The sequence below is a fragment of the Nocardia sp. NPDC051570 genome (assembly GCF_044454005.1).
Classification (GTDB): domain Bacteria; phylum Actinomycetota; class Actinomycetes; order Mycobacteriales; family Mycobacteriaceae; genus Nocardia.
Window position 1 is genome coordinate 183275 of record NZ_JBITDI010000011.1, and the last position, 19220, is coordinate 202494.

The 19220-nt window shown below is 66.5% G+C and carries 20 protein-coding genes and 1 riboswitch; of the genes, 11 read left to right on the forward strand and 9 right to left on the reverse strand.

Features of this window, described 5'->3' with window-relative positions; genetic code table 11:
- Positions 1–48: 48 nt before the first annotated feature.
- Positions 49–924: a polysaccharide deacetylase family protein gene (locus tag ACIA76_RS27005; RefSeq protein ID WP_397155369.1), complete on the reverse strand. Its 876-nt coding sequence runs from the start codon at positions 922–924 to the stop codon at positions 49–51.
- Positions 925–989: 65 nt separating this feature from the next.
- Between ACIA76_RS27005 and ACIA76_RS27010 the strand changes: the two genes are divergently transcribed.
- Positions 990–1376 carry a MerR family transcriptional regulator gene (locus tag ACIA76_RS27010; protein ID WP_397155371.1) on the forward strand — a complete coding sequence of 129 codons (387 nt, stop codon included), beginning with the start codon at positions 990–992 and terminating at the stop codon, positions 1374–1376.
- Between the two features lie 214 nt (positions 1377–1590).
- Here ACIA76_RS27010 and add read toward each other — a convergent pair whose 3' ends face one another.
- The 3 genes from add to ACIA76_RS27025 form a co-directional block, all read right to left on the reverse strand.
- Entirely contained in the window at positions 1591–2538 is a 948-nt protein-coding gene (gene add, locus ACIA76_RS27015; RefSeq protein ID WP_397155372.1) for an adenosine deaminase, read from the reverse strand.
- 133 nt (positions 2539–2671) lie between these two features.
- Positions 2672–3142, reverse strand: a complete 471-nt coding sequence (locus ACIA76_RS27020) for a DUF6194 family protein (RefSeq protein ID WP_397155374.1) — start codon at positions 3140–3142, stop codon at positions 2672–2674.
- Between the two features lie 63 nt (positions 3143–3205).
- Positions 3206–3490, reverse strand: a complete 285-nt coding sequence (locus ACIA76_RS27025; protein ID WP_397155376.1) for a hypothetical protein — start codon at positions 3488–3490, stop codon at positions 3206–3208.
- Positions 3491–3677: 187 nt separating this feature from the next.
- A riboswitch (M-box (ykoK) riboswitch) is annotated at positions 3678–3849 on the forward strand.
- A gap of 370 nt (positions 3850–4219) precedes the next feature.
- Between ACIA76_RS27025 and ACIA76_RS27030 the strand changes: the two genes are divergently transcribed.
- The 4 genes from ACIA76_RS27030 (at position 4220) to ACIA76_RS27045 (ending at position 7545) form a co-directional block, all read left to right on the forward strand.
- Positions 4220–4945, forward strand: a complete 726-nt coding sequence (locus ACIA76_RS27030) for a hypothetical protein (RefSeq protein WP_397155378.1) — start codon at positions 4220–4222, stop codon at positions 4943–4945.
- A 134-nt stretch (positions 4946–5079) separates the two neighbouring features.
- Entirely contained in the window at positions 5080–6834 is a 1755-nt protein-coding gene (locus ACIA76_RS27035) for an NRAMP family divalent metal transporter (protein WP_397155675.1), read from the forward strand.
- A 15-nt stretch (positions 6835–6849) separates the two neighbouring features.
- Positions 6850–6996 (forward strand): hypothetical protein, encoded by a 147-nt coding sequence (locus ACIA76_RS27040; protein WP_397155380.1) that lies wholly within the window; start codon positions 6850–6852, stop codon positions 6994–6996.
- Positions 6997–7050: 54 nt separating this feature from the next.
- Positions 7051–7545: a DUF3558 domain-containing protein gene (locus ACIA76_RS27045; RefSeq protein ID WP_397155382.1), complete on the forward strand. Its 495-nt coding sequence runs from the start codon at positions 7051–7053 to the stop codon at positions 7543–7545.
- A gap of 82 nt (positions 7546–7627) precedes the next feature.
- On the opposite strand, the gene ACIA76_RS27050 is transcribed toward ACIA76_RS27045, so the two are convergent.
- Complete coding sequence (locus tag ACIA76_RS27050; RefSeq protein ID WP_397155384.1) at positions 7628–8221, reverse strand: TetR/AcrR family transcriptional regulator; 594 nt, start codon at positions 8219–8221, stop codon at positions 7628–7630.
- A 127-nt stretch (positions 8222–8348) separates the two neighbouring features.
- Positions 8349–9068 carry an SDR family NAD(P)-dependent oxidoreductase gene (locus ACIA76_RS27055; protein WP_397155386.1) on the reverse strand — a complete coding sequence of 240 codons (720 nt, stop codon included), beginning with the start codon at positions 9066–9068 and terminating at the stop codon, positions 8349–8351.
- Between the two features lie 224 nt (positions 9069–9292).
- Here ACIA76_RS27055 and ACIA76_RS27060 point away from each other — a divergent pair, with 224 nt between their 5' ends.
- Together ACIA76_RS27060 and ACIA76_RS27065 are read left to right on the forward strand one after the other, a co-directional pair.
- On the forward strand, positions 9293–9676 hold the full coding sequence (locus ACIA76_RS27060) for a DUF427 domain-containing protein (protein WP_397155388.1): 384 nt from the start codon (positions 9293–9295) through the stop codon (positions 9674–9676).
- 52 nt (positions 9677–9728) lie between these two features.
- Positions 9729–10730: an LLM class flavin-dependent oxidoreductase gene (locus tag ACIA76_RS27065; protein WP_397155390.1), complete on the forward strand. Its 1002-nt coding sequence runs from the start codon at positions 9729–9731 to the stop codon at positions 10728–10730.
- A gap of 93 nt (positions 10731–10823) precedes the next feature.
- Here the strand turns inward: ACIA76_RS27065 and ACIA76_RS27070 are convergent, their stop codons facing one another.
- Positions 10824–11468 carry a hypothetical protein gene (locus ACIA76_RS27070; RefSeq protein ID WP_397155391.1) on the reverse strand — a complete coding sequence of 215 codons (645 nt, stop codon included), beginning with the start codon at positions 11466–11468 and terminating at the stop codon, positions 10824–10826.
- 111 nt (positions 11469–11579) lie between these two features.
- On the opposite strand from ACIA76_RS27070, the gene ACIA76_RS27075 reads away from it, so the two are divergent.
- The 3 genes from ACIA76_RS27075 to ACIA76_RS27085 all read left to right on the forward strand — a co-directional run bounded on the left by ACIA76_RS27075 (position 11580) and on the right by ACIA76_RS27085 (position 14456).
- Entirely contained in the window at positions 11580–11945 is a 366-nt protein-coding gene (locus ACIA76_RS27075) for a hypothetical protein (RefSeq protein ID WP_397155393.1), read from the forward strand.
- 145 nt (positions 11946–12090) lie between these two features.
- Positions 12091–12531 carry a hypothetical protein gene (locus ACIA76_RS27080; RefSeq protein WP_397155395.1) on the forward strand — a complete coding sequence of 147 codons (441 nt, stop codon included), beginning with the start codon at positions 12091–12093 and terminating at the stop codon, positions 12529–12531.
- Between the two features lie 656 nt (positions 12532–13187).
- Positions 13188–14456, forward strand: a complete 1269-nt coding sequence (locus tag ACIA76_RS27085) for a hypothetical protein (protein ID WP_397155397.1) — start codon at positions 13188–13190, stop codon at positions 14454–14456.
- Between the two features lie 106 nt (positions 14457–14562).
- Here ACIA76_RS27085 and ACIA76_RS27090 read toward each other — a convergent pair whose 3' ends face one another.
- On the reverse strand, positions 14563–15723 hold the full coding sequence (locus tag ACIA76_RS27090) for an Hsp70 family protein (protein ID WP_397155399.1): 1161 nt from the start codon (positions 15721–15723) through the stop codon (positions 14563–14565).
- A gap of 597 nt (positions 15724–16320) precedes the next feature.
- On the reverse strand, positions 16321–17784 hold the full coding sequence (locus ACIA76_RS27095; RefSeq protein WP_397155401.1) for a hypothetical protein: 1464 nt from the start codon (positions 17782–17784) through the stop codon (positions 16321–16323).
- Between the two features lie 264 nt (positions 17785–18048).
- Between ACIA76_RS27095 and ACIA76_RS27100 the strand changes: the two genes are divergently transcribed.
- Positions 18049–19155: a hypothetical protein gene (locus ACIA76_RS27100; RefSeq protein ID WP_397155403.1), complete on the forward strand. Its 1107-nt coding sequence runs from the start codon at positions 18049–18051 to the stop codon at positions 19153–19155.
- The last annotated feature ends 65 nt before the right edge of the window (positions 19156–19220 follow it).

Genomic DNA, 19220 nt, shown 5'->3' on the forward strand with positions numbered 1-19220 from the left:
GCCCATGCGGGATGATCTGACCGGAGGACGACGAAGTCCTGTGCCGTGTCAGGAGCCAGCGGTGGCCTGCCGATAGTGGTCGGCAATCTCGTCGCTGGTCGTCGTCCACACTCCGGGATGATTGACGACGTAATCCAGCGCCTCGTCGAGGTAGCGGTGACGGAACGCCTGGCCGGTGATAAAGGGGTGCAAGGCCAACGCCATCACCCGGCCACTGTCCGCGGAATCGGCGTAAAGCTGGTCCACCTGGTCCTTGACCATCTGCACGAAATCGGGACCGGTGAGCCCCTTGCTCACGAAGATCCCGAGGTCGTTGAGCTCCACCGAATACGGCACGCTCAACATGCCCGGCACGCTCGTCAACCGGTAGGGCTGGTCGTCGTTGGTCCAGTCGAGCACGTACCCCACGCCGAGCTCGGCCAAAAGCTCGGGAGTAGCAAAGGTTTCGGTGAGTCCTGGACCCATCCACCCGCGTGGGCGCCCTCCGGTGGTCTCCTCGATGGTGGTGATGATGTCGCGCAACGCGACTCGCTCCTGCTCGACCGTGAGACCTGTGTGCAGGTGACTGTTGCTGCTGCCGTGTGCCAGCCACGCCCAGTCCCGTTCCCTGCCGGCCGCGATGATCTGCGGATACCGTTCGCCCACATCGGAGTTCAACAGCGCACTGGCACGGATGCCGTACTTGTCCAGCAGTTCGATCTGCCGCCAGATGCCCACCCGCGGCCCATAGTCGCGCCAGCCGTAGTTGAGCGCGTCCGGAGTCAGTGCGGTCGTACCCTCGTAGGTGGCCGTTCCGGGGAGATCGACGTAGAAGTGCTCGATGTTGAGTCCGATGTAGAACGCGACGCGCTTGCGGTCCGGCCAGTGGATCGGCTCGCGCTCTGTGATGGGGCTGTAGTTGAAAAGCGTGATGTCCTTGCTCATGGGGCTATCCTGAAACCTTGACATACATGTGAAGGTCAAATGAAGTTCGTTGTGGGATAGGACATATGCGCATCGGGGAACTCGCGGAACGCACCGGCACCGCTCCGCGGCTGCTGCGTTACTACGAGCAGCAGGGCTTGATCCGTGTCGGCCGCAGTGCCAACGGTTATCGCGATTACGACGAGCGCCTGATGGACCAGGTCGTCCACATTCGCGGTCTGCTGGACGCCGGGCTGCCCACCCGCGTCATCAAGCAGATCCTGCCCTGCCTGGACGATCCGCGCGACATCCATTTCGCCGACGCCACCCCGGAGATCATCGCCACGCTCGAGCACCAGCGCAACCGTATGACCGAACGCATCGACCTGTTGACCCGCAACCGGGACGCGATGAGCGCCTATCTCGAATCCTTGCGCAGCTGCGCGCGGGGAGCGAATTCAACGGTGTCGTGAACCTCCGGGCGAGACCGGGGCGAGCCATCCGTCACCGGCATCGTCACTGATCGGCTACCGGACGTGCTGCGCCGCAGTCGATCTGAGCGGCCAGCACTGGCCGTAGTCGAGGAGCGCCTACCAGGGCACCGATGAACTCATCAGTAGGTGCGATTTGATCGAACGCGCGCCCAGCGCCCGATATAGGACGTTCCGTGGACCGACCTCGGCATGCTCAGCTGCTCAACCATTGATCGATCTCAGCACCGATCCGGGCTTTCAATTCTGCGGGAGCGAAGCTGGCCTCGACCGAGGTGCGGGCCAGGTTACCCAGGTCGGCGTCGCTGTAGCCGAAGACCTCCCGGGCACGCTGGTACTCCGCCGTCAACGACGTCTCCCCGTCGGTGTTCAGGGTGATCGTGAGACCGGCCTCCACCAGGCTCGGCAACGGATGCTGCGGCAGCGACGACACCAGCCCGAGCAGCACGTTGGAGGAAGGGCAGACCTCCAGCGGGATACGGCGTTTCCGCAACTCGGTCACCAAGGCCGGATCCTCCAGTACACGGATGCCGTGGCCGATCCGATCGGCGTGCCCCACCGTCAATGCCTCCCATATGCTCTCGGGGCCGGCCGTCTCCCCGGCATGGTGCACCAGGTGGAGCCCGGCATCCCGGGCAGCAGGGAATACCTCAGCGAACGGTCTCGCCGGATAGGACTCATCGCCCGCCAGCCCGATCGCGACCACCTGCGGATACCGGGTCGCCAGCTCCAGAGTGCGCCACAGCCGCTCCACCGAGCGTCGTCGCGAATGGTCCAGGATGACACGGACCTCGACGCCATACCGCCGCGCGCCGACGGCAAAGCCGTCCAGCACCGCTTCCAGCGGCATCGTCAGATCGTCAACGCGCTCACCGTGAGCCGCCGCGGTGAAAGTGACCTCCGCGTAGCGGACCCCCTCGGCCGCCTCGTCCTGGCAAAACTCTACGGCGATACGACGGAAGTGCTGATAGTCGCGGAGAAGCGCCCGCACGGTGGCCCGCTGCTCGGCGAATTTGCCGAAACCGGTGAACGGCCGATCTCGAGCGGGTGGCTCGCCCCCCAGCTCGCGGATCGTCGCGGGACGGATCGCGCTTTCCAGGTGCGTGTGCAGATGAACCTTGGGCAGTAGGCGAAGATCTCTCACGGCAAGACACTATGCGTGAGATCCATTGGCCGCCGAAGGTTATGGCTGGCTCGAATGCCCGCACGGCAGCCGATCGGCGATCAGCGTGTCGACGCAGGCGAACCCGCTGGCGGATCCGAGTTGGCGGGCCGCGTTATTGCGATCCGGCACGGCGTTGGTAGCGCGACCGCGCGTGGTCGTGGGCCGTGCGGAGCATTTCCTGGATCGGCTCCTCGGTTCGCGCGCCGGGGTTCACGACCGCGAGCCATGCGGCATTGCCGTAGACGGGGTGTGCCAGCACCGTGTCGGCGATGCTCGGGTCACCGCCACGGGTGGCGGTTTCCCGAGGATCATGGCCTGTCGACCTGACGAACACGTCCTTGCCGACGCCGATGTTCAGACGGAAGGCGCCGGGGCGGTTCAGATCCGATCTGTCGTCGTCGGGGTGATCCTTGGTCACGATCGTCGCGAACGGCTGGCCCGTGGCCGGGACTCTGCCGTCGGGGGCGTAGTAGAAGAACGTGTCCTCCCACGCGATCTCGGGTGACCCGTCACCGGGCCCGGGGCGAAGCGTCAGCACTGCGCCCAGGGATTCGATGAACGTGATGATCTCGTCGATGCTCATGAGTTCCAGCGTCACATCGATGCGTCAGCCGTGAACCGGCGAACCAAGAGGGGCATCGTTGATCTATAGCCTCGGGGGCCTCCGCGCTTCACGGTGATCAGCCGCTTGTTGCTCTCGCGCTTGGCCTAATACGCCCTGCGCGATGGCCGAGACCGAGCCGTGCGGGTCGCCCTCGGGCCGGTTCAGGTAGAAGGTGCGCCGCCGGATGCAGTCGGCGTCGAGGATCTCGGTGGCGGTGACGATTTCGCGTCGGCGGTCGGTGGCCGAGGAGGTGCGCAGGATGCGGGCGTGGGCGCGGGAGGGCGCGGCGTGGGGGCGAATCGTTCGTGGTAGTGCGGATTTCGGCACAGATCGTCTCGGGCATTCCTTGTGGAAGTCGGGCGGCGCGGTGGATTTGATGAGTCGGAAAGACTGGGCGGTCGCTGCAGCGTCGGCGCCTTCGGTGAAATAACTTCTGACTGGCAGTAATTCGAAAAGGTGGTCCGTTGCCTTAATTGACTTCGATCGTCGGATTGTGTCAGGCTGTAACACGGAAAAAGCACCTCGCTAGGCGAGGCTCCTGCACGAACACAGGCCACTGATCTGACGACGTCCAGAGACGCCCAAGATCAGGACAGGTCGCCCCGGATTAAGGCGCGATCCCAAGTGGCTTCCCGGGCAACGGGATACGTCGTCCAGTGCCGAAGCTCTGACGAGAGAGGTCGCGCCGGTGGCATTCTGCTGCGGCCACTTCTTCGTGCGCTCCGCGACGGCGTCCCCGCGCGCCCCGGCCGCAAGGAGGTGAGGAACGACCATGGCTCGAGGCGATAGTCCGTATCCGAGTTCCGTGTCTTCCCCACCCATGGTCTTCCCCACCCGTGCGTGAGTGGATTCACATCACACGAGCCTGAGATATCGTCCATTGTCGCGGTCTGCGTCTGCGCATGACCGTTGATTTGTGCTGCATTTTCGGGCCGGTATTCGGTGCGGTAATCGTTGAATAGCCATTCGGGCATGGGTCTTTATGCCCGCAAGAAGCCACGTTCGTCGAATGCTGGCCAAGAATGTTCATCTCGAATTGTTCGAAGGTTTTATCTGATGAGGAAGATCACCGCGTACGCCACCGCCGCCACTGTTGCGCTCGGCGTACTCAGCTTCAACATGCCCGACTCGGATGCGGCTCCGGTGCAACCGATTTCGGCGCCGATCACACACACCGACCTCGCGCCCGGTATCCACTGGACCGCCAAACGCGACGGCAACTCCGTGGTCGTCGCCACCGACGCGGGCTCGCTGGCCGCCCGCGACGGCCAGTTCCAAGTGCTCGATGCCACCGGCACGGTCGTTGCCGGGTTGCCGCTGGCCTACGACATCAACGGATCACGGTTTCCGATCGCGGCCACGATCGACGGCAACACCGCGACACTGACTCCGAGCACCGATCCCGCCGCTGCGAAGCCGGTGCAGATGGTGACCCCGGTCGATGCCCAAGCCGACTTCGACAGTGCCCTGGCCGCGGCGGGCACCCAATTCGGCCTGGCCACCGGGGTGGGTGCGCTGGTCGGCACCATCATCGGCGCGGTCGGTGGCTGCGTACTGGGTGCGATCGTGCCCGCGACGCTGATGACGCCGATCTTCGTTCCGGGCTGGGTCGGCGGCTGCATCGCGGGCGCGGCCGCGGGCATCGCGCTCGGCGCGGCCGCAGGCACGGTACTGCTGGGTGTGCCGGTCGGCATCGCCAGCGCGATCCAGTTCTTCCAGCGCCTCAACACTCCCTCCACCCCGGCGCCTGCCGGCTCCGGTACCGCTGCCCCAGCGGCCTGATCGCCCATTGCGGTTGTGCTGGAACGGATCCGGCACAACCGCAGTCTGCGACTTACCCCCCGACGTCGACATTCGGCGATCGCCGAACCCATCACAGCAGTACCGCAAGATATTTCAGGAAGGGAGCAATGGCGATGGCCTTGTTCTCCACCGGCGCGACCCGCCGCACCACCACAACGACTCCGTCACCAACCCCCACCGCTGCACCGACCACCGCTGTCCTCGATTCCGCGCACGTCGGCGACATCGTCGGCGCGCTGGGCACCATCGGCCAGCACGACACCCTCGAGGGCCGCGGCCGCTGGCAGCGCTTCAAGATGCTGCTGGCCATCATCGGCCCCGGCCTGATCGTCATGGTCGGCGACAACGACGCCGGCGGCGTGGCCACCTACGCCCAAGCCGGGCAGAACTACGGCATGGCCCTGGTCTGGACGCTGGCGCTGCTCATCCCGGTGCTCTACGTCAACCAGGAAATGGTGGTGCGTCTCGGCGCGGTCGCCGGTGTCGGGCACGCCCGGCTGATCTTCGCCCGGTTCGGCAGGTTCTGGGGCGCGTTCAGCGTCGGTGACCTGTTCATCGTGAACGCCATGACGATCGTCACCGAATTCATCGGTGTCGCACTGGCTCTCGGCTACTTCGGGATGCCCAAAGCCATCGCGGTGCCGGTGGCCGCGGTGCTGCTGTTCGCGGTCGTCGCGGGTGGCTCGTTCCGGCGCTGGGAGCGATTCCTGTTCGGGCTCATCGCGATCAACATCGTGATGTTCCCGTTGGCGTTCCTGGTGCACCCCAGTGCCACCGACACCGTGAAGGGCATCGTCCCCTCGTTCCCGGGCGGCCTGAATTCCACACTGCTGCTGCTCATCGTCGCGATCGTCGGCACGACCGTCGCGCCGTGGCAGCTGTTCTTCCAGCAGTCCAACATCGTCGACAAGCGCATCACCCCGCGCTGGATCCGCTACGAGCGGATCGACCTGTGGGTCGGGATCGTCGTGGTCATGGCGGGTGCGATCGCGATCATGGCAGCGGCCGCGTTCGGCCTGGCCCCTGCCGATGTCGGTCACTTCACCGATGCGGGCGCGGTCGCCCGGGCGCTGCACGATCATCTGGGACACACCGTGGGTGCGTTGTTCGCGATTCTGCTGCTGGACGCTTCTCTGGTCGGAGCCAACGCCGTGGGTTTGGCCACCACCTACGCGCTCGGTGACACCCTCGGTAAGCGGCACTCGCTGCATTGGAAGATCACCGAAGCACCGATGTTCTACCTCGGCTACGCGCTGTTGCTCGGTATCGCCGCCGCGGTCTCGTTCAGCCCCGACCACGTGCTCGGCCTGCTGACCCAGGGCGTGCAGGCGCTGGCCGGGGTACTGCTGCCGTCGGCCACGGTATTTCTGGTGCTGCTGTGTAACGACAAAGCCGTGCTCGGCCCGTGGGTCAACAGCACCCGGCAGAACATCGTCGCGGGCGTCATCGTCTGGTCGCTGGTGCTGCTGTCGCTCGCGCTGACCGCCGCCACCTTCTTCCCGGACCTGTCCACCACCACCCTGGAGATCGGTTTCGGCGTCGGTGCGCTGATCGGTCTGCTCGGCGGTCTGACCATCGCCTACGCGCGCCATCATGCCGACCGCACCCGCTCCGAGCAGACCGCCGCGGAGCTCGGTGGCCTCGACCCGGATCAGATCGAGGAGCTGGATGCGACGCCGCTGTCGCGTGCCGACCGCAAACAGGTCCTGGACGCCGACCGTGACAGCTGGCGCACCCCGGCCCTGCACACCCTGGCGCGTCCGGCGTTCTCACCGCTGCGGACCGCGGGCATGATCGCCCTGCGCGGCTACCTGCTCATCGCCGTCATCCTGATCGGCGTGAAGGTCGTCCAGCAGATCAGCGGTTAGCGCAGACGAAACCGGTTGCGGCAGCAAATCATCCAGCGCACGCTGCCGCAACCGGGTAATGCCATGACCGGCCGCACCGCCGACAAGAAACTGAAGCGGAGGCTGATCCTGCTGTCGTGGCGGCGCGAGCGGGTTCCAGGTGCCGCGCGCCACCTCCTCTAGCCACGGCACGGATCAGCACGCACAATGCTGGTTGTGCGCGACATCCGACCGGTCATGAGGATTGCCACCGTCTGTGCGGCGGTACTGCTCACGGCCTGCTCGACCCATCATCACGACGCTGCACAGCAATCGGTCGAGGATCCGAACTTTCTCGCCGGATGCGGTCCGCTCCCGGACCAGACCATCGTCGATACCGTGCACGCGACCGCGGTCCGGCCATTGGGTGGGCCGACCATCTGCGCGTGGGAAGCCGACTTCAGCACTGGCGGACCGGTCGATCTCACCTACGCATGGCTGGAACACGACACGCTCGGCCGCGATCGCCAGATCGATGAACAACAGGGTTACCGCATCGAGAAACTCGTCATCAAACACTTCGGTGCCATATACGTCCGCGACCCTCGCGACCCCGGCAGCTGCGCGGTCACGGCCGCCGATTCCGGCACCGTCACCTGGTGGGTGCAAAACCGTGACCACACCGGCCAACCGGACCCGTGCGCCGCGGCGATGAATCTGATGCAGGCCACCCTGGCGATCGACGGCACCTGACGCCCTCGAAGCGTCGTCATCGGATATCGCCGACAGCCCGCGACCGAACCGGCAGCCGCCGCATCCGACGACAACCGCCTCGTCAGTGTCGGCTGCTGTCCGTGAGGGCCGCGTCGAGCAGCGCCGCGGCCGCCGCTCGGGCGGTGGTCGCGGCGGACGGGTCCCGGTCCATTCGTGCGGAGGCTCCTGCGCCGTCGTATAACAGGTGCAGCTGCCGTGCGAGGCCTTCGTAGTCGGCGACGCCGGCCTCGCGTGCCAGATCCGTGAACAGCGTCCGCACCCACTGCCGGTATCGGTCGGTGGCGCATTCGACAGGGCTGCCGGGCTGTGCCTCGGCGCTGGCCGTCATATGCGCGCAGCCGTTGAAGTCGGGCTCGGTGAACAGCTGGCCTTGCGCGTCGAAGACGCCCAGCAGTCGCTCCCGCGGTGTCCGGAACCGGGTCAGGGTCCGCTCGACTTGCTCCCGGGTATTGGCGTGGCGGGCGTCCAGATAGGCCTGGACCAGCTCGTCCTTGCTGCCGAACAGGTTGTAGAGGGAGGCCTTGGCGACGCCGGCCTGGCGCACGATGCGGTCGATGCCGACGCTCTGCACTCCCTCGCTGTAGAACAGCTCATCGGCGGCGGCCAGCAGACGTTCGCGCGCGGATCCCTTCGCGGTGTCGACCTTACCGGGCAATGGTCACACCTCCTGTCAGACTGGCGGTACAGTCCACTGTGCTACCGGGCGGCCTATTCGGGTTCTACCCGGTCCGACAACACTAGACAGACCGGTCTTCCCAGTCAATGTCGGGGTGTCGTTCAGGTCAGATGGCTGTGCGTCCGCCGTCGACGGGGATGACAGCGCCGGTGATGTATCCGGCGGCCGGTGAGGCCAGGAACGCGATGACGTCCCCGATTTCCTCCGCCTCCGCTGTGCGGGACAGCAACGTGGTTTTGCCCAGGGCCGTGAGGTTTTCCCGCGGTGAGCCGGCGGTGTAGACCGGTCCGGGAGCGACGGTGTTCACACGCACACCTCGCGGGCTGTATTCGGCGGCCCAGGAACGGGTGAACGAGGCCAGTGCGGCCTTGGTGGCACTGTAGGCGGCGCCGGCTTCCAGGCCGATCTGTCCGGCCATGCTGCCCAGATTGATCACCACACCCCGGCCACGCTCGGCCATCTTCGGTGCGATAGCGGCGGTCAGGTAATACGCGCTGCGCACATTGGCGTCGAACATCGCGTCATATGTGCCGGAGTCCAGGTCGGCGGTGGGGCCGAACCAGGAGAACCCGGCGTTGTTGACCAGGACATCGACCGCCCCGGCCTGGGCGGCCAGCTGCTCGACGGCGCGGATATCGGTGAGGTCGGCGGCGACGAATTCGGCACTGCCGCCCGCACTCTCGATCTCCTCGGCCACCGCGGCTCCGCGCTCGCCGTCACGGCCGTGAACCAGGACATGGAATCCATCCCGGGCCAGCTTCACCGCCGCGGCCCTGCCGATACCCGACGTCGCGCCGGTCACCAACGCTGTGCGTACCTCGGTCATGATCGCGCCTCTTCCTCTGAGATCAATCGTTGAGTAGACCAGTCTGTCTAGTGATGGTTTCAGCAAAGCCGCTCAGGGCTGTCCTGTCAATCAAGAGTGGAAGTTCGTGAACCAGTACCATGTTTGGCACACGTTGAGCATCGACTGTGCTGATATGGTTCAGTAGACAGACTGGTCTAATCGGTATCGCCGATCACGCTATCGCACTGGAAACGGAGAAGGTCATGACTGCACGGGAACCCAAGATCCCCGGACCCGACCACCCGATCACTATCGAGAAGACCGGTCAGCGCGTCGTAGCGCGCGTCGGCGCGCACGTTCTCGCCGACACCGCCAGGGCCCTGACCCTGCGGGAGGCGAATTACCCACCGGTCCAGTACATCCCGCTCGACGACGTCGACCCGGCACTGCTCACCGCCAGCGCGACCCAGACGTACTGCCCGTACAAGGGGGACGCCTCCTACTACACCATCACCCTCCCCGGAGGCGGCCTGGCCGACGCGGTGTGGACCTACCACGAGCCGTACGACTCCGTCGCGGCCATCGCCGACCACGTCGCCTTCTACACCGACCGGGTGGAAGTCGTAGTCGGAACCCGGCAGTTGTGAAGCGAAGCAGGCCTTCTCAGGCCTGCGTCGTCGTTCCCGGCAAGGAGCACCGATGAATATCTCGAGCCAGTTCCCGACATCGCTGGATTCGCCGCGGCATATCGCCATCGCCGAGCAGCTGGGCTACGACCGCGCCTGGTTGTTCGACATACCGCAGCAGGGCCCGGACGTGTGGATGATGCTGGCCCTGGCCGCGCAACGCACCGAACGCATCGGTCTGGGACCGGGTGTGCTCGTGCCCGGCCTGCGGCACCCGATGGTGAACGTCTCGGGCGCCGCGGCTTTGGCGGCGCTGGCGCCGGGGCGGGTGGCTGTCGCTTTCGGCACCGGATTCTCGGCCGCTCGGGCTCTGGGAGCCAAGCCCAGCACGTGGGCCTACCTGGAGAAGTACGTTCGAGTGTTCCGTGGTTTGCTTCGCGGCGAGACGGTCGACTGGGACGGCGGCCGCATGCGCATGATGCACCCGGCCGGACACGCCGCGGCCCGTCCCATCGACGTGCCGGTGCTGATCTCGGCACTGGGTCCCAAAGGGCTTGCGGTAGCCAAGGATTCGGCCGACGGGCTGTTCACCGTCAACGGCGAGACCGCGTTCGCCTCGGAGTTCACCTGGGCCGCACTCGGCATCCACGGCACCGTCCTGTCCGACGGCGAGGCCCTGGACTCACCACGAGTCCGCGCCGCCGCAGGCCCGGGCAACGCGCTGGCCTACCACGCCACATACGAATTCGGCGGCGACGTGACCGCGCTGCCCGGCGGCCGGGAATGGCTGGACGTGATCAACCGGACACCCGAACGAGAACGACACCTCGCCGTCCATGACCAGCACCTCGTCACCCTCAACGCCGCCGATCGGGCCGCGTGGGCCGCCAGCGGCTGGGCGGCGATCCCGACAACCACCGTCACCGGATCGGCCGCACATCTGGCCGAACGCCTCACCGAATACGCCGCACAGGGCATCACCGAAATCGTCTACCAGCCAACCGGTCCCGACATCACCCACGAACTCGAGGCATTCATCACCGCCGCGCGCACCATCACCCACGACCGACCCTGACAGCCGGTCGGTTATGCGTATCCGAGGAGGTCCGCGGTGGAGGACCGGTACCAGTGAGACCGGCTGTCCCGACCGGAGTCGGCACGGGTTCTGTCATCGCAGGTTCCGGTGTTCGTCGGCGTGGACGGGGGTACCCGGGAATTGGGTGAGGAAGCGGGCGATCGCGCCGGTGACGGCGCGGTCGGCGGGGATCACGTGGCCGCCGCCGTGCTCGAGCACCACCGGGTCGATGAAGCGCTGAGCTAACAGTGTCGAATCACGCAGTGGCACAATCCCGTCCGCACGACCCATCACGTGCACCGACGGGATGGCCAGCGGGCGATGGAACAGGTCCGCGTGCTGCGGCATCGTGCTGGTGAATCCGCTGACCATGATCGCGAAGTCGAAGGGCAGCGGCGGGTCGGTGACCTCGCGGACTCCGGCCAGCAGACCGGTCAGCGCGGCACCCTGGCTGAAGCCGAACACGCCGTCGAAGCGCGGACCGGACCGCAGCAGGTGCACGGCCCAGTCACGGGTGTGTTCCCAGCCTCGAAAACCGTTGTGCCACCACCCGAAATCACCGCGCGCCAGCGAGGGCGCGTCGACGAAGACCAGTTCGGTATCGGGGCCGAGCGCGGTGGCCAGCGGCACGATTTGCCGCCGCAGTATCGCGCTGCTGCCGCGGTAGCCGTGCAGGCACAGTATTCGGACTCGGCGCGTCTCATTCCTTGCTGGTACGGAATCCGAGTGGACGTTCATACGACAATGCTGTGACCATCGCGGCTATATGTCCAACATGTTCGCCCGCTCGATCCGCATGGTGAACGCCAAGGTCGGCAGAGTCGATCAGCCCCAGGCCGTCGAGCCTTCTTGTCAGAGAGGCGCATCTGCGGACGTCGAAAGGACGTCATCATCATCTCCGGGCGCAACCTGTATCCGACCGATATCGAACGCGCCACCGACCGCGTGGACGGGGTCCGCACCGATAACGCCGTCGCGGTCTCGGTGGATGCCGGAAGCCCCACGGAAGGATTCGCCGTACTCGCCAAATCCATTCATCACGACGACGAAGCCCGCGTCAGCCGGCTGCGCCGGGACATCAGCACCGAGATCTTCAAGGCCATCGGCGTGCCACCCCGGACGGTGGCCATTCTGGCACCCGATGCCCTGCCCAAGACCGCATCCGGCAAGTTGCGCCGCCCGCATGCCCGCGAACTCCTGACCGCCGGACACTGAGGGCCCGCGGCCGGTCCGGCCCCGATCACCGCATTCGCGCCATCGAAGCCGCTGTCCAGGAGGCAGATCGGGGCAACTCCGAGAAGTTCCGGTTAGCGCGCGCGGCCGATATCGCCGATCATCAGCGGCGACCAAGGAGGATGTCATGGACAGAGACCCAAGCAAGACGACGCCGTTCGAAAGGGTCTGCTACCGCGCGAACGAGACGCTGGCGCTATGCGAAGGCTACTTCATCCACCGGATCGCCTTCGACATCATCGAAGGCAACGACGCGCTCGAAATCTTGCTCCGGCACAGCCCACACAAGCCCGACATCACGATCTCCCTCGAAGGAATCCATCACCTGTCGATCGACAAGTTCCCCGAGTCGTCGGGCAGTTTCCTCGACAAGGTCTCGGTCGTTCACCTCCCGGCCCCGCCGGCCCCCTGGCCGGACGAGTTCGCCACCCTCCGGCGCCAACCAGGACTCCCCGAACTCGCCTGGATCCAGCTGATCGGCCCGACACAGATCGAGATCATCGCATCCATCGTGACCGTGTTCACCGCCCTCAGCGACGACGCAGCAAGAGCGAAGCCGACCCCCTGACCGCCACCGCGTCGAAGACGCGTGTCCACGCCGCAAATCCGTTGTTCATCAGGGCGATCCGCACGGCGAAGTCGAGATGACAGCTGCCGACACGCCGGAAAGCGTTGGAGTGCAACGAGGCAGGCGCTTGCGGCACCGGCGACCGTAACCCCTATCGCATCGGTGGGAGTTTCGTGATGCCGTCCGGTCGGAACATAGTGCAGCGCAGATGGTTTCGAACTATTCAAGATGAGGTGTCGATCTGTAGGGCTGCATACTCGCCCTGGTGCTGAAAGCCCAGCGTGACGGCCAGTCCGGTCATGCTGCATGTCGGTGCTTCGAGGCCGAAGTGTTGGTACCGAGTCGGCCTAGTGGGTTGATGCGGACTTGCCGCGCGATGGGTCGGCAGGTCTGGGGCACCCCTAGGGCGGCGTCGGTTGGTGATGGACACGTCACCGAGTCCGATTTCGCGGCCGGTCGGTATGTGCTCCAATAGCGACGACGGCGTAGGCGTGTTGTCCAGCAGTGCAACGGCTTTCGGCGGTCTCGGGGTCACTTCCCGGTGTCGATCAGCGGCACGCGGGGGGAGGCGGAGGGGGTTCTCAATGCGGAATAGTGTGTGGTCTTTCAAGGGTGGGTCCCGATGGCCGGTGTGGTTGCGGGCGTGTGTGGTCGCTATGGCTGTCGCCCTGGTGGTGACGATGGCGCAGGTGATCGTGTCACATCTCAGCTCGGGAGCGAAAACGCAGGCGGTGCCGTTGCTTTCGCCCGCGAGCGGACCCACGCTCGATTCGCCGCCGCGTCCGGCGGCCGACTATGGGCCGCTGGCCGGTACTGGTGGGGCGCGTCCCGGTTTCGATCTGAACTCGTCGAAGGAGTCGGGCCGGTCGGAGCGGTCGGTCCAGTACACCAATGCCAACGGCACACGCTCGGTGGTGCTGTCTCCGGTTCCGGTGAGTGTGCCCGACACCCGGGGCGGTTGGGCTCCGGCCGAGACCAAGCTGACAGAAGACAAGAGTTCGAAGACCGCGTCGGCGGCGATCGCCGGTGGCCGTGTGGGATTCGCGTCAGCCGGTGACGATTCGTCGCTCGTGCGGATCGAGCGCAACGGCACCGCGGTCACGATGGCGCTGCGGGGCGCCGACAAGTCTCACCGGACGGTGACCGATTCGACCGTCACCTGCACGAATGTGCTGGCGGGGACGGACCTGACGTACGCGCTGTCGCAGGGGGAGGTCAAAGAGTCACTGATCGTGAAGTCGCCGACCGGGGTCGGCGACGGGCGGTGGGTGTTCCGGATGAATACCGGCGCACTGAGCCCGAAGGTGCAGGGCGACACGGTCGTGCTCACCGACGCCTCCGGTGCCGTGGTGGCGGGGCTGCCGCCGGTATCGGTGTGGGATTCGGCCGGGGCTAACGGCAAGTCACCGGCCCGGGCCGGTGGCTCGTACAGCCTGGCGCCCCAAGGGGACTCGTGGCTGTTGACGATCTCGGTGGACAAGAAATGGCTGACCGACAAGGCTCGGCGGTTCCCGGTCACGATCGACCCGACCTACACCTACGGCTACGACACTCAGCCGTCGACGATCGCATACAAGTCCGACGGCAGCGCGGGCTGCGAGAACACCTGCGGTATCGCGATAGGAAACTCCCGGCCCAACGACCAGAACCTGTTATGGCGGTCGGGGTTCCGGTTCGACTTCACCCCGGTGACAGGGAAGACGGTGGTCGGTGCGCGGCTGGATTTCCAGCGGACCGGCACCGACGGCACGTCGAAGTCGTTCACCTCGACGGTCTCCCAGGCGAGTAGCCCGCTCGGTTACGGCGCGGTCGGTCAGGCGCTGGCGTCCGGGCCGATCGGGGATGCCGGGTCGGTGCAGTCGAAGACGTTGACCGATTTCGTCGCGGGCCGGGTCGCGGCGAACGACAACAACGCGTGGTCGTAGAGTCCTGCACGTAGCGCGCTCCCGCAGTCGATGCCGTTCTGCATGGCGTGCGGGAGTCGCCGCATCGTGAGACAGTGTCAGGCTGTCGGTGGACGCGGCGTCCCGCTCAGTGTCGGCCGCCGACCGTGCCCGAGTGGCCTGTGGTCTGAGTGACCGCGGTTTGCGTCGGATTCGGCTGAACGTGCTCGAATCCGACGACCAGGCCGCCGAGTATCGCCAATACGGTGGCGGCGACGGCCACCGACCATGCGACTGATCGGGACATGCGGTTCGGCTTCCGTGGTGGAGCAACCGCAGGGGGCGGGGTTGGTGCCGGTCGTGGGGATATCTTGGCCGGCGGGCGGGATGCGTTGCCGCCCGGGGGAATCGCGGCGGGCAGAGGGGGCGGAGGTGCCGGTTGCCCGGGCGGCAGTATGCGGGAGGTGCCGTTGGCGTGCGGTTGGCGCGCGAGGAGACTGGCCGCGATCAGGGCGGCGCCCCGTACCACCGTGGAGCCGGGATCGTTGCTGTTGATGATCGGCACATCGGTGGTGGCCGAAAGGGTTTCGGTGAGTAGGGGAATCGTCGAGCTGCCGCCGGTCAGCACGACGGCCTGAATGGTGCGGCCGGTGTGGGTGGCATTGTCGGCGGCATCGACGATGCGCCGCACCGCCTGCGCCACCGGTTCGGCGATCAAATCCTCGAGCTCGGAACGGACGATGCGCAGATTCTCGTGAATGCCGGGCAGGCTCACCTCCATCACCGCGGAAACGTCCTGCGAGAGCCGGTGTTTGGCCTGCGCTATCTGTTTCCGCAGCTCGCGCAGACCACTCCAATTGCGACGATCGGCGGGGTCGAAGCCGGGATGTGTGACGGCCAGTTCATTCAGAATGTGCGCGACCAACAGGGAATCGACCAGATCGCCGCAGAATTCGTAGGAACGGGTGGGCTGATCGACGCGGACGGTGTCGTCGTCCGAGGCGCTCACCACGGCCACATCCATACCCGACTTGCCGATATCGCAGAGCAGAATTGCCGCGCCGTCCGGTATTTCTCGGGATGCGCGCAGGGCGGTATAGGCCGCCTCGGCCTCGGTGACGAGTACTACCCGAGTTCCGTTCTTCGGCAATTCCTTCCGCAACTCCCGTACCGAATGCTCGGTCCATGCCGACGAATGGGCGACAACTGCGAGGAGTGCGTCGTCGAGTAGGCATTCGATGGCCGTCGCGACCAACCATGTGCCCGACCGGACGGTGCCACCAGCGAAAACCGGTACGGGATCACCCACTCGGGTGATGAAATCCCGGTATTCCGCCGCAGCAGTTCCGGTCGGTTGACCGAGAATCGGGCGGGAATCGGCTGTGAGGCGGATAACCGCAGGAACACGTGTGATACGACGCTGGTCGGTCGGTGCGTAAACGAAGTCATGGGATCCGATGACTATGCCCAGGGCCCGTGGCATCCAAGCGCTCCATTCTGTGGTCCGGTAAATACCGCTCGGGCGCAAGGTTAACGGCTCAGGCTGTCGGCTCGCTGAGTGGTCTCTGTGCGCTCACTGTCGGTGTCTCCCCAGGAATCTCACATAAAGGCATCGACGTGCTCCCAGATCGCTGGCTTAACCTCACCATCATTCGCGCTCGAATATGCGGCGTCGGTTACGAGAGGAACAGCAATGGCTGTCGACATGGAAACCAGCGGATCTGCTCAGTTTGGATCCATCAGTACAGGAGTGCAACAGGATTCATCCCATGCCATGTCCCTCCCCGAGGTCGGGAACGACGGTGGTTCCCAGCTGACGGACGATGTCCACATATCGCTCGACCAATCCACGGCGCTCGGCTCGGGTGTGGAAGTGCACACAGTAGACCAGTCCGTATCAACGATGTCAGAACAGACTGGTTCCGCCGTACATCTGGGCGAGAACTCCGTGGTGTCGGACCGGTTTTCGTCGCAGCGGAGTGCGGTGGTGTCGCACGGTGGCGCTGCCGCGGGAGTGGGCGTCGACCTTCGGACCTTCTCCCAGTCCGGCTTCGCGGCATCGGATCAGGTTGGGCCGCACCAGAATATCGTCCATCCCGACGCCATCGGCGTGGACGGTTATCAACGGGGCGCCGCCGGAGGGGCGGATCACGTATGGGCCGGCCAGGAGCCGAACGTCAGCGCCCCCGTCGATCGGGAGGCACACGGCGACCGCCACTTCGGTGAGCAGGGCCGATTCGAGGGACACACAGCCCACGAGGTGGGCGTGGACTTCGGCGCGCACAACGGATTCGGTGAGCGTGGCGGGTTCGGTGAGCACGGTGATGTCGGCGCGCACAACGGATTCGGTGAGCGCGGGGGATTCGGTGAGCACGGTGATGGCGGTGAGCACGTCCGGTTCGGTGAGCGTGGCGGGTTCGGCGAGCAGGGTGGTGTCGGTGAGCACGGCGGGTTCGGCGGTCGCGAGGACTTCGGTGGGCATACGCGCTTCGGCGAGGGTGCCGGATTCGGTGGTCGGGTAGGTGCCGATGAGCGCAGTGGTTTCGGAGAGCACCGGGACCTGGGCGGTCGTTCGGAGTTCGGTGAGCGTGATGCGTCCGGCGAACACACGTGGGCGGGAGGTCGATTCGGCGAGCAGTCGGAGGCGGGCGGTGGTTTCGGGGCCCATGAGCGGCAAGACGCGGGCGATCACGGCCGGATCGGCGAGCACGCGGGCGGCGGTGGGTTCGACCGCCCGGGTCGGCACGCGTCGACCGATGGCGATCGGCGCAGTGATCACCACGGCCCCGGTGGTTCCGATCGCTCTGGGCAGCACTTCAATCCAGGGGGTCCCGATCAACACGGTCGGCCGGACAACCCCGGCGGTGCGGATCAGCATGGTCGGCCCGGGGTTTCGGGGGAGCACGACCGGCCGGGTGATGGTGGTGATCACGGTCGGGGTGAGGAGTCCGGTGGGCATGGTCGGCCCGCGGGCACCGGCGGTGTGGGCGACCACGGTTGGCGCGGTGACTCTGGTGGATCGGCGGGGCATGGTGGATCGGGTCAGGCTGATGGTCGGGGTGAAGGCGGATCGGTCTGGCATGGTCAGGCCGGTGGCTACGGCAGTGTGGGCGATCACGATGCGCACAGCGGCGCGGCCGGGCATGGTCGGCCCGCCGGTACATACGGCTCGGGCGATCACGGTCGGAGCGACTCGAACGGATCCGGTCAGCACGCCGCCTCCGGGGAATCGGGTCGGAACGGGCATTACGGTGACGGCGGGGGAGGCGTTCACGCCGGCGGCGGGCAGTCCGGCGTCACGGCGGGCGCACACGGCGGCGCCTACACGGGCATCGGGGAATCGAATACGCAGCGAGGCAACGGTTCTCATGGCGAATCGCCACAGCAGAGCCATGGGCAGCGTGACTCCGGATCGCAGAACGAGCGCTTCGGCGGCACCTCCGGATCCGGCGATGTACAGCCGCGTGGCGGATTCCCCGGCAGCGCTGTGACATCCGGTACGGCATCCAGCTCGGCCGAGTGGGGTGCAGCCCACAACGATGGACTGTCCTCCTCGCTGTCGTCGTCTTCCCTGGCGTCGGGAACATCGCCGGGGTTGATCGGCACGGGTAACGCCGCGCTGAGCTCGTCGACAGTGAGTAACGCGCATGTGGCACAAGGGCTTACGGTGGTGGCGACCTCCGACGCGGCCGTCTCCAGTGCGGTCGCGCCGGTGGCCGTCACCCCCGCGTCCGCATCCGTGCAGGTGAACGCCGCCACTCATTCCATGTCGAGCACTGTGTCGCAGGCTGTGGCAGCCCCGGCCGCGGGCACGGCGGCGAACACCTTCTCGCTGACCGGTTTTCATGCAGGCACGGTGCCCGGGGCGGATCTCGGCGGGACGGGCGGTATCGGCGCCGCAGCGAGTACCGCCTCCGCGCAGACCGCCACGACCGCAACGCAATCAGCCCATGTCGCCATCCCGACAACGGCTGTCGCGCCGACCGCCGATCTGGGCATCGGTGCGACCGCGGGCGAGGCCGGCCACCCGGCCACGTCGCAGACCGCCGGAGCGGGCGCGGCGATCGATATCACCCCGCACGCGACCGCACCGGTCACCACGGGCGGTACCGGTGCGACACTCGGCACCACGGTCCCGGCGGCGACACCGTCGATCGGTGCGGGCGCGACCGCGACGCCGCACCCGCCGACGAGCGCGCCCTCGGCCGATATCGGCACCGGCGCAACGGCATCCGCGACCACGGCACCGTCCGCGGGCGTCTCGGCGAGCACGACCACGCACGCGACGACCACCGCGCCCTCGGCCGATACGGGAGCGGGGGCGGCCGCGCATGCGAGCACGGCATCGCCCAGCGCCGATCTGGGAGCCGGTACCACGTCGGCTACCGACGCGCACACCAGCGCCAACGTCGACGCGTTGCTGTCGGGCGGCACGCCGACCGCTGCGGCGTCGGTGAGCACGTCGGACGCCGCGCATGCGACAGCCGGTACCGCCGCGGCGGTACCGACGACCACTCCGGCCGCTGCCTCGGTGACGACGGTCGCCGACCACACCGCGACGTCGGCCGCGACCACCCCGTCGGTCGATCTCACCGCGGCCGATACCGGAACAACCGATCACAGCGGGCTGGCGGCCTCCTCGAACGGCCTGTCGATGGGGCTGACCTCCGACTCGGGAACGTCGTTGTCACACAGTGCCGTCGACACGCACGCGACGACAACCACCGACCTGCATCACTGATCACCACCGATCGGTCCGCCGCACTCCGGTGCGGGGCGTGGCGGACCGATCGGTTCCACCCCACT

What these genes read in the sequence shown, in the direction of transcription:
- ACIA76_RS27005 (WP_397155369.1), bottom strand. Translation starts at nt 924, where the DNA reads ATGAGCAAGGACATCACGCTTTTCAACTACAGCCCCATCACAGAGCGC.
- ACIA76_RS27010 (WP_397155371.1), top strand. Translation starts at nt 990, where the DNA reads ATGCGCATCGGGGAACTCGCGGAACGCACCGGCACCGCTCCGCGGCTG.
- ACIA76_RS27020 (WP_397155374.1), bottom strand. Translation starts at nt 3,142, where the DNA reads ATGAGCATCGACGAGATCATCACGTTCATCGAATCCCTGGGCGCAGTG.
- ACIA76_RS27030 (WP_397155378.1), top strand. Translation starts at nt 4,220, where the DNA reads ATGAGGAAGATCACCGCGTACGCCACCGCCGCCACTGTTGCGCTCGGC.
- ACIA76_RS27035 (WP_397155675.1), top strand. Translation starts at nt 5,080, where the DNA reads ATGGCCTTGTTCTCCACCGGCGCGACCCGCCGCACCACCACAACGACT.
- ACIA76_RS27045 (WP_397155382.1), top strand. Translation starts at nt 7,051, where the DNA reads ATGAGGATTGCCACCGTCTGTGCGGCGGTACTGCTCACGGCCTGCTCG.
- ACIA76_RS27055 (WP_397155386.1), bottom strand. Translation starts at nt 9,068, where the DNA reads ATGACCGAGGTACGCACAGCGTTGGTGACCGGCGCGACGTCGGGTATC.
- ACIA76_RS27060 (WP_397155388.1), top strand. Translation starts at nt 9,293, where the DNA reads ATGACTGCACGGGAACCCAAGATCCCCGGACCCGACCACCCGATCACT.
- ACIA76_RS27065 (WP_397155390.1), top strand. Translation starts at nt 9,729, where the DNA reads ATGAATATCTCGAGCCAGTTCCCGACATCGCTGGATTCGCCGCGGCAT.
- ACIA76_RS27070 (WP_397155391.1), bottom strand. Translation starts at nt 11,468, where the DNA reads ATGAACGTCCACTCGGATTCCGTACCAGCAAGGAATGAGACGCGCCGA.
- ACIA76_RS27080 (WP_397155395.1), top strand. Translation starts at nt 12,091, where the DNA reads ATGGACAGAGACCCAAGCAAGACGACGCCGTTCGAAAGGGTCTGCTAC.
- ACIA76_RS27085 (WP_397155397.1), top strand. Translation starts at nt 13,188, where the DNA reads ATGGCTGTCGCCCTGGTGGTGACGATGGCGCAGGTGATCGTGTCACAT.
- ACIA76_RS27095 (WP_397155401.1), bottom strand. Translation starts at nt 17,784, where the DNA reads ATGAGAACCGTTGCCTCGCTGCGTATTCGATTCCCCGATGCCCGTGTA.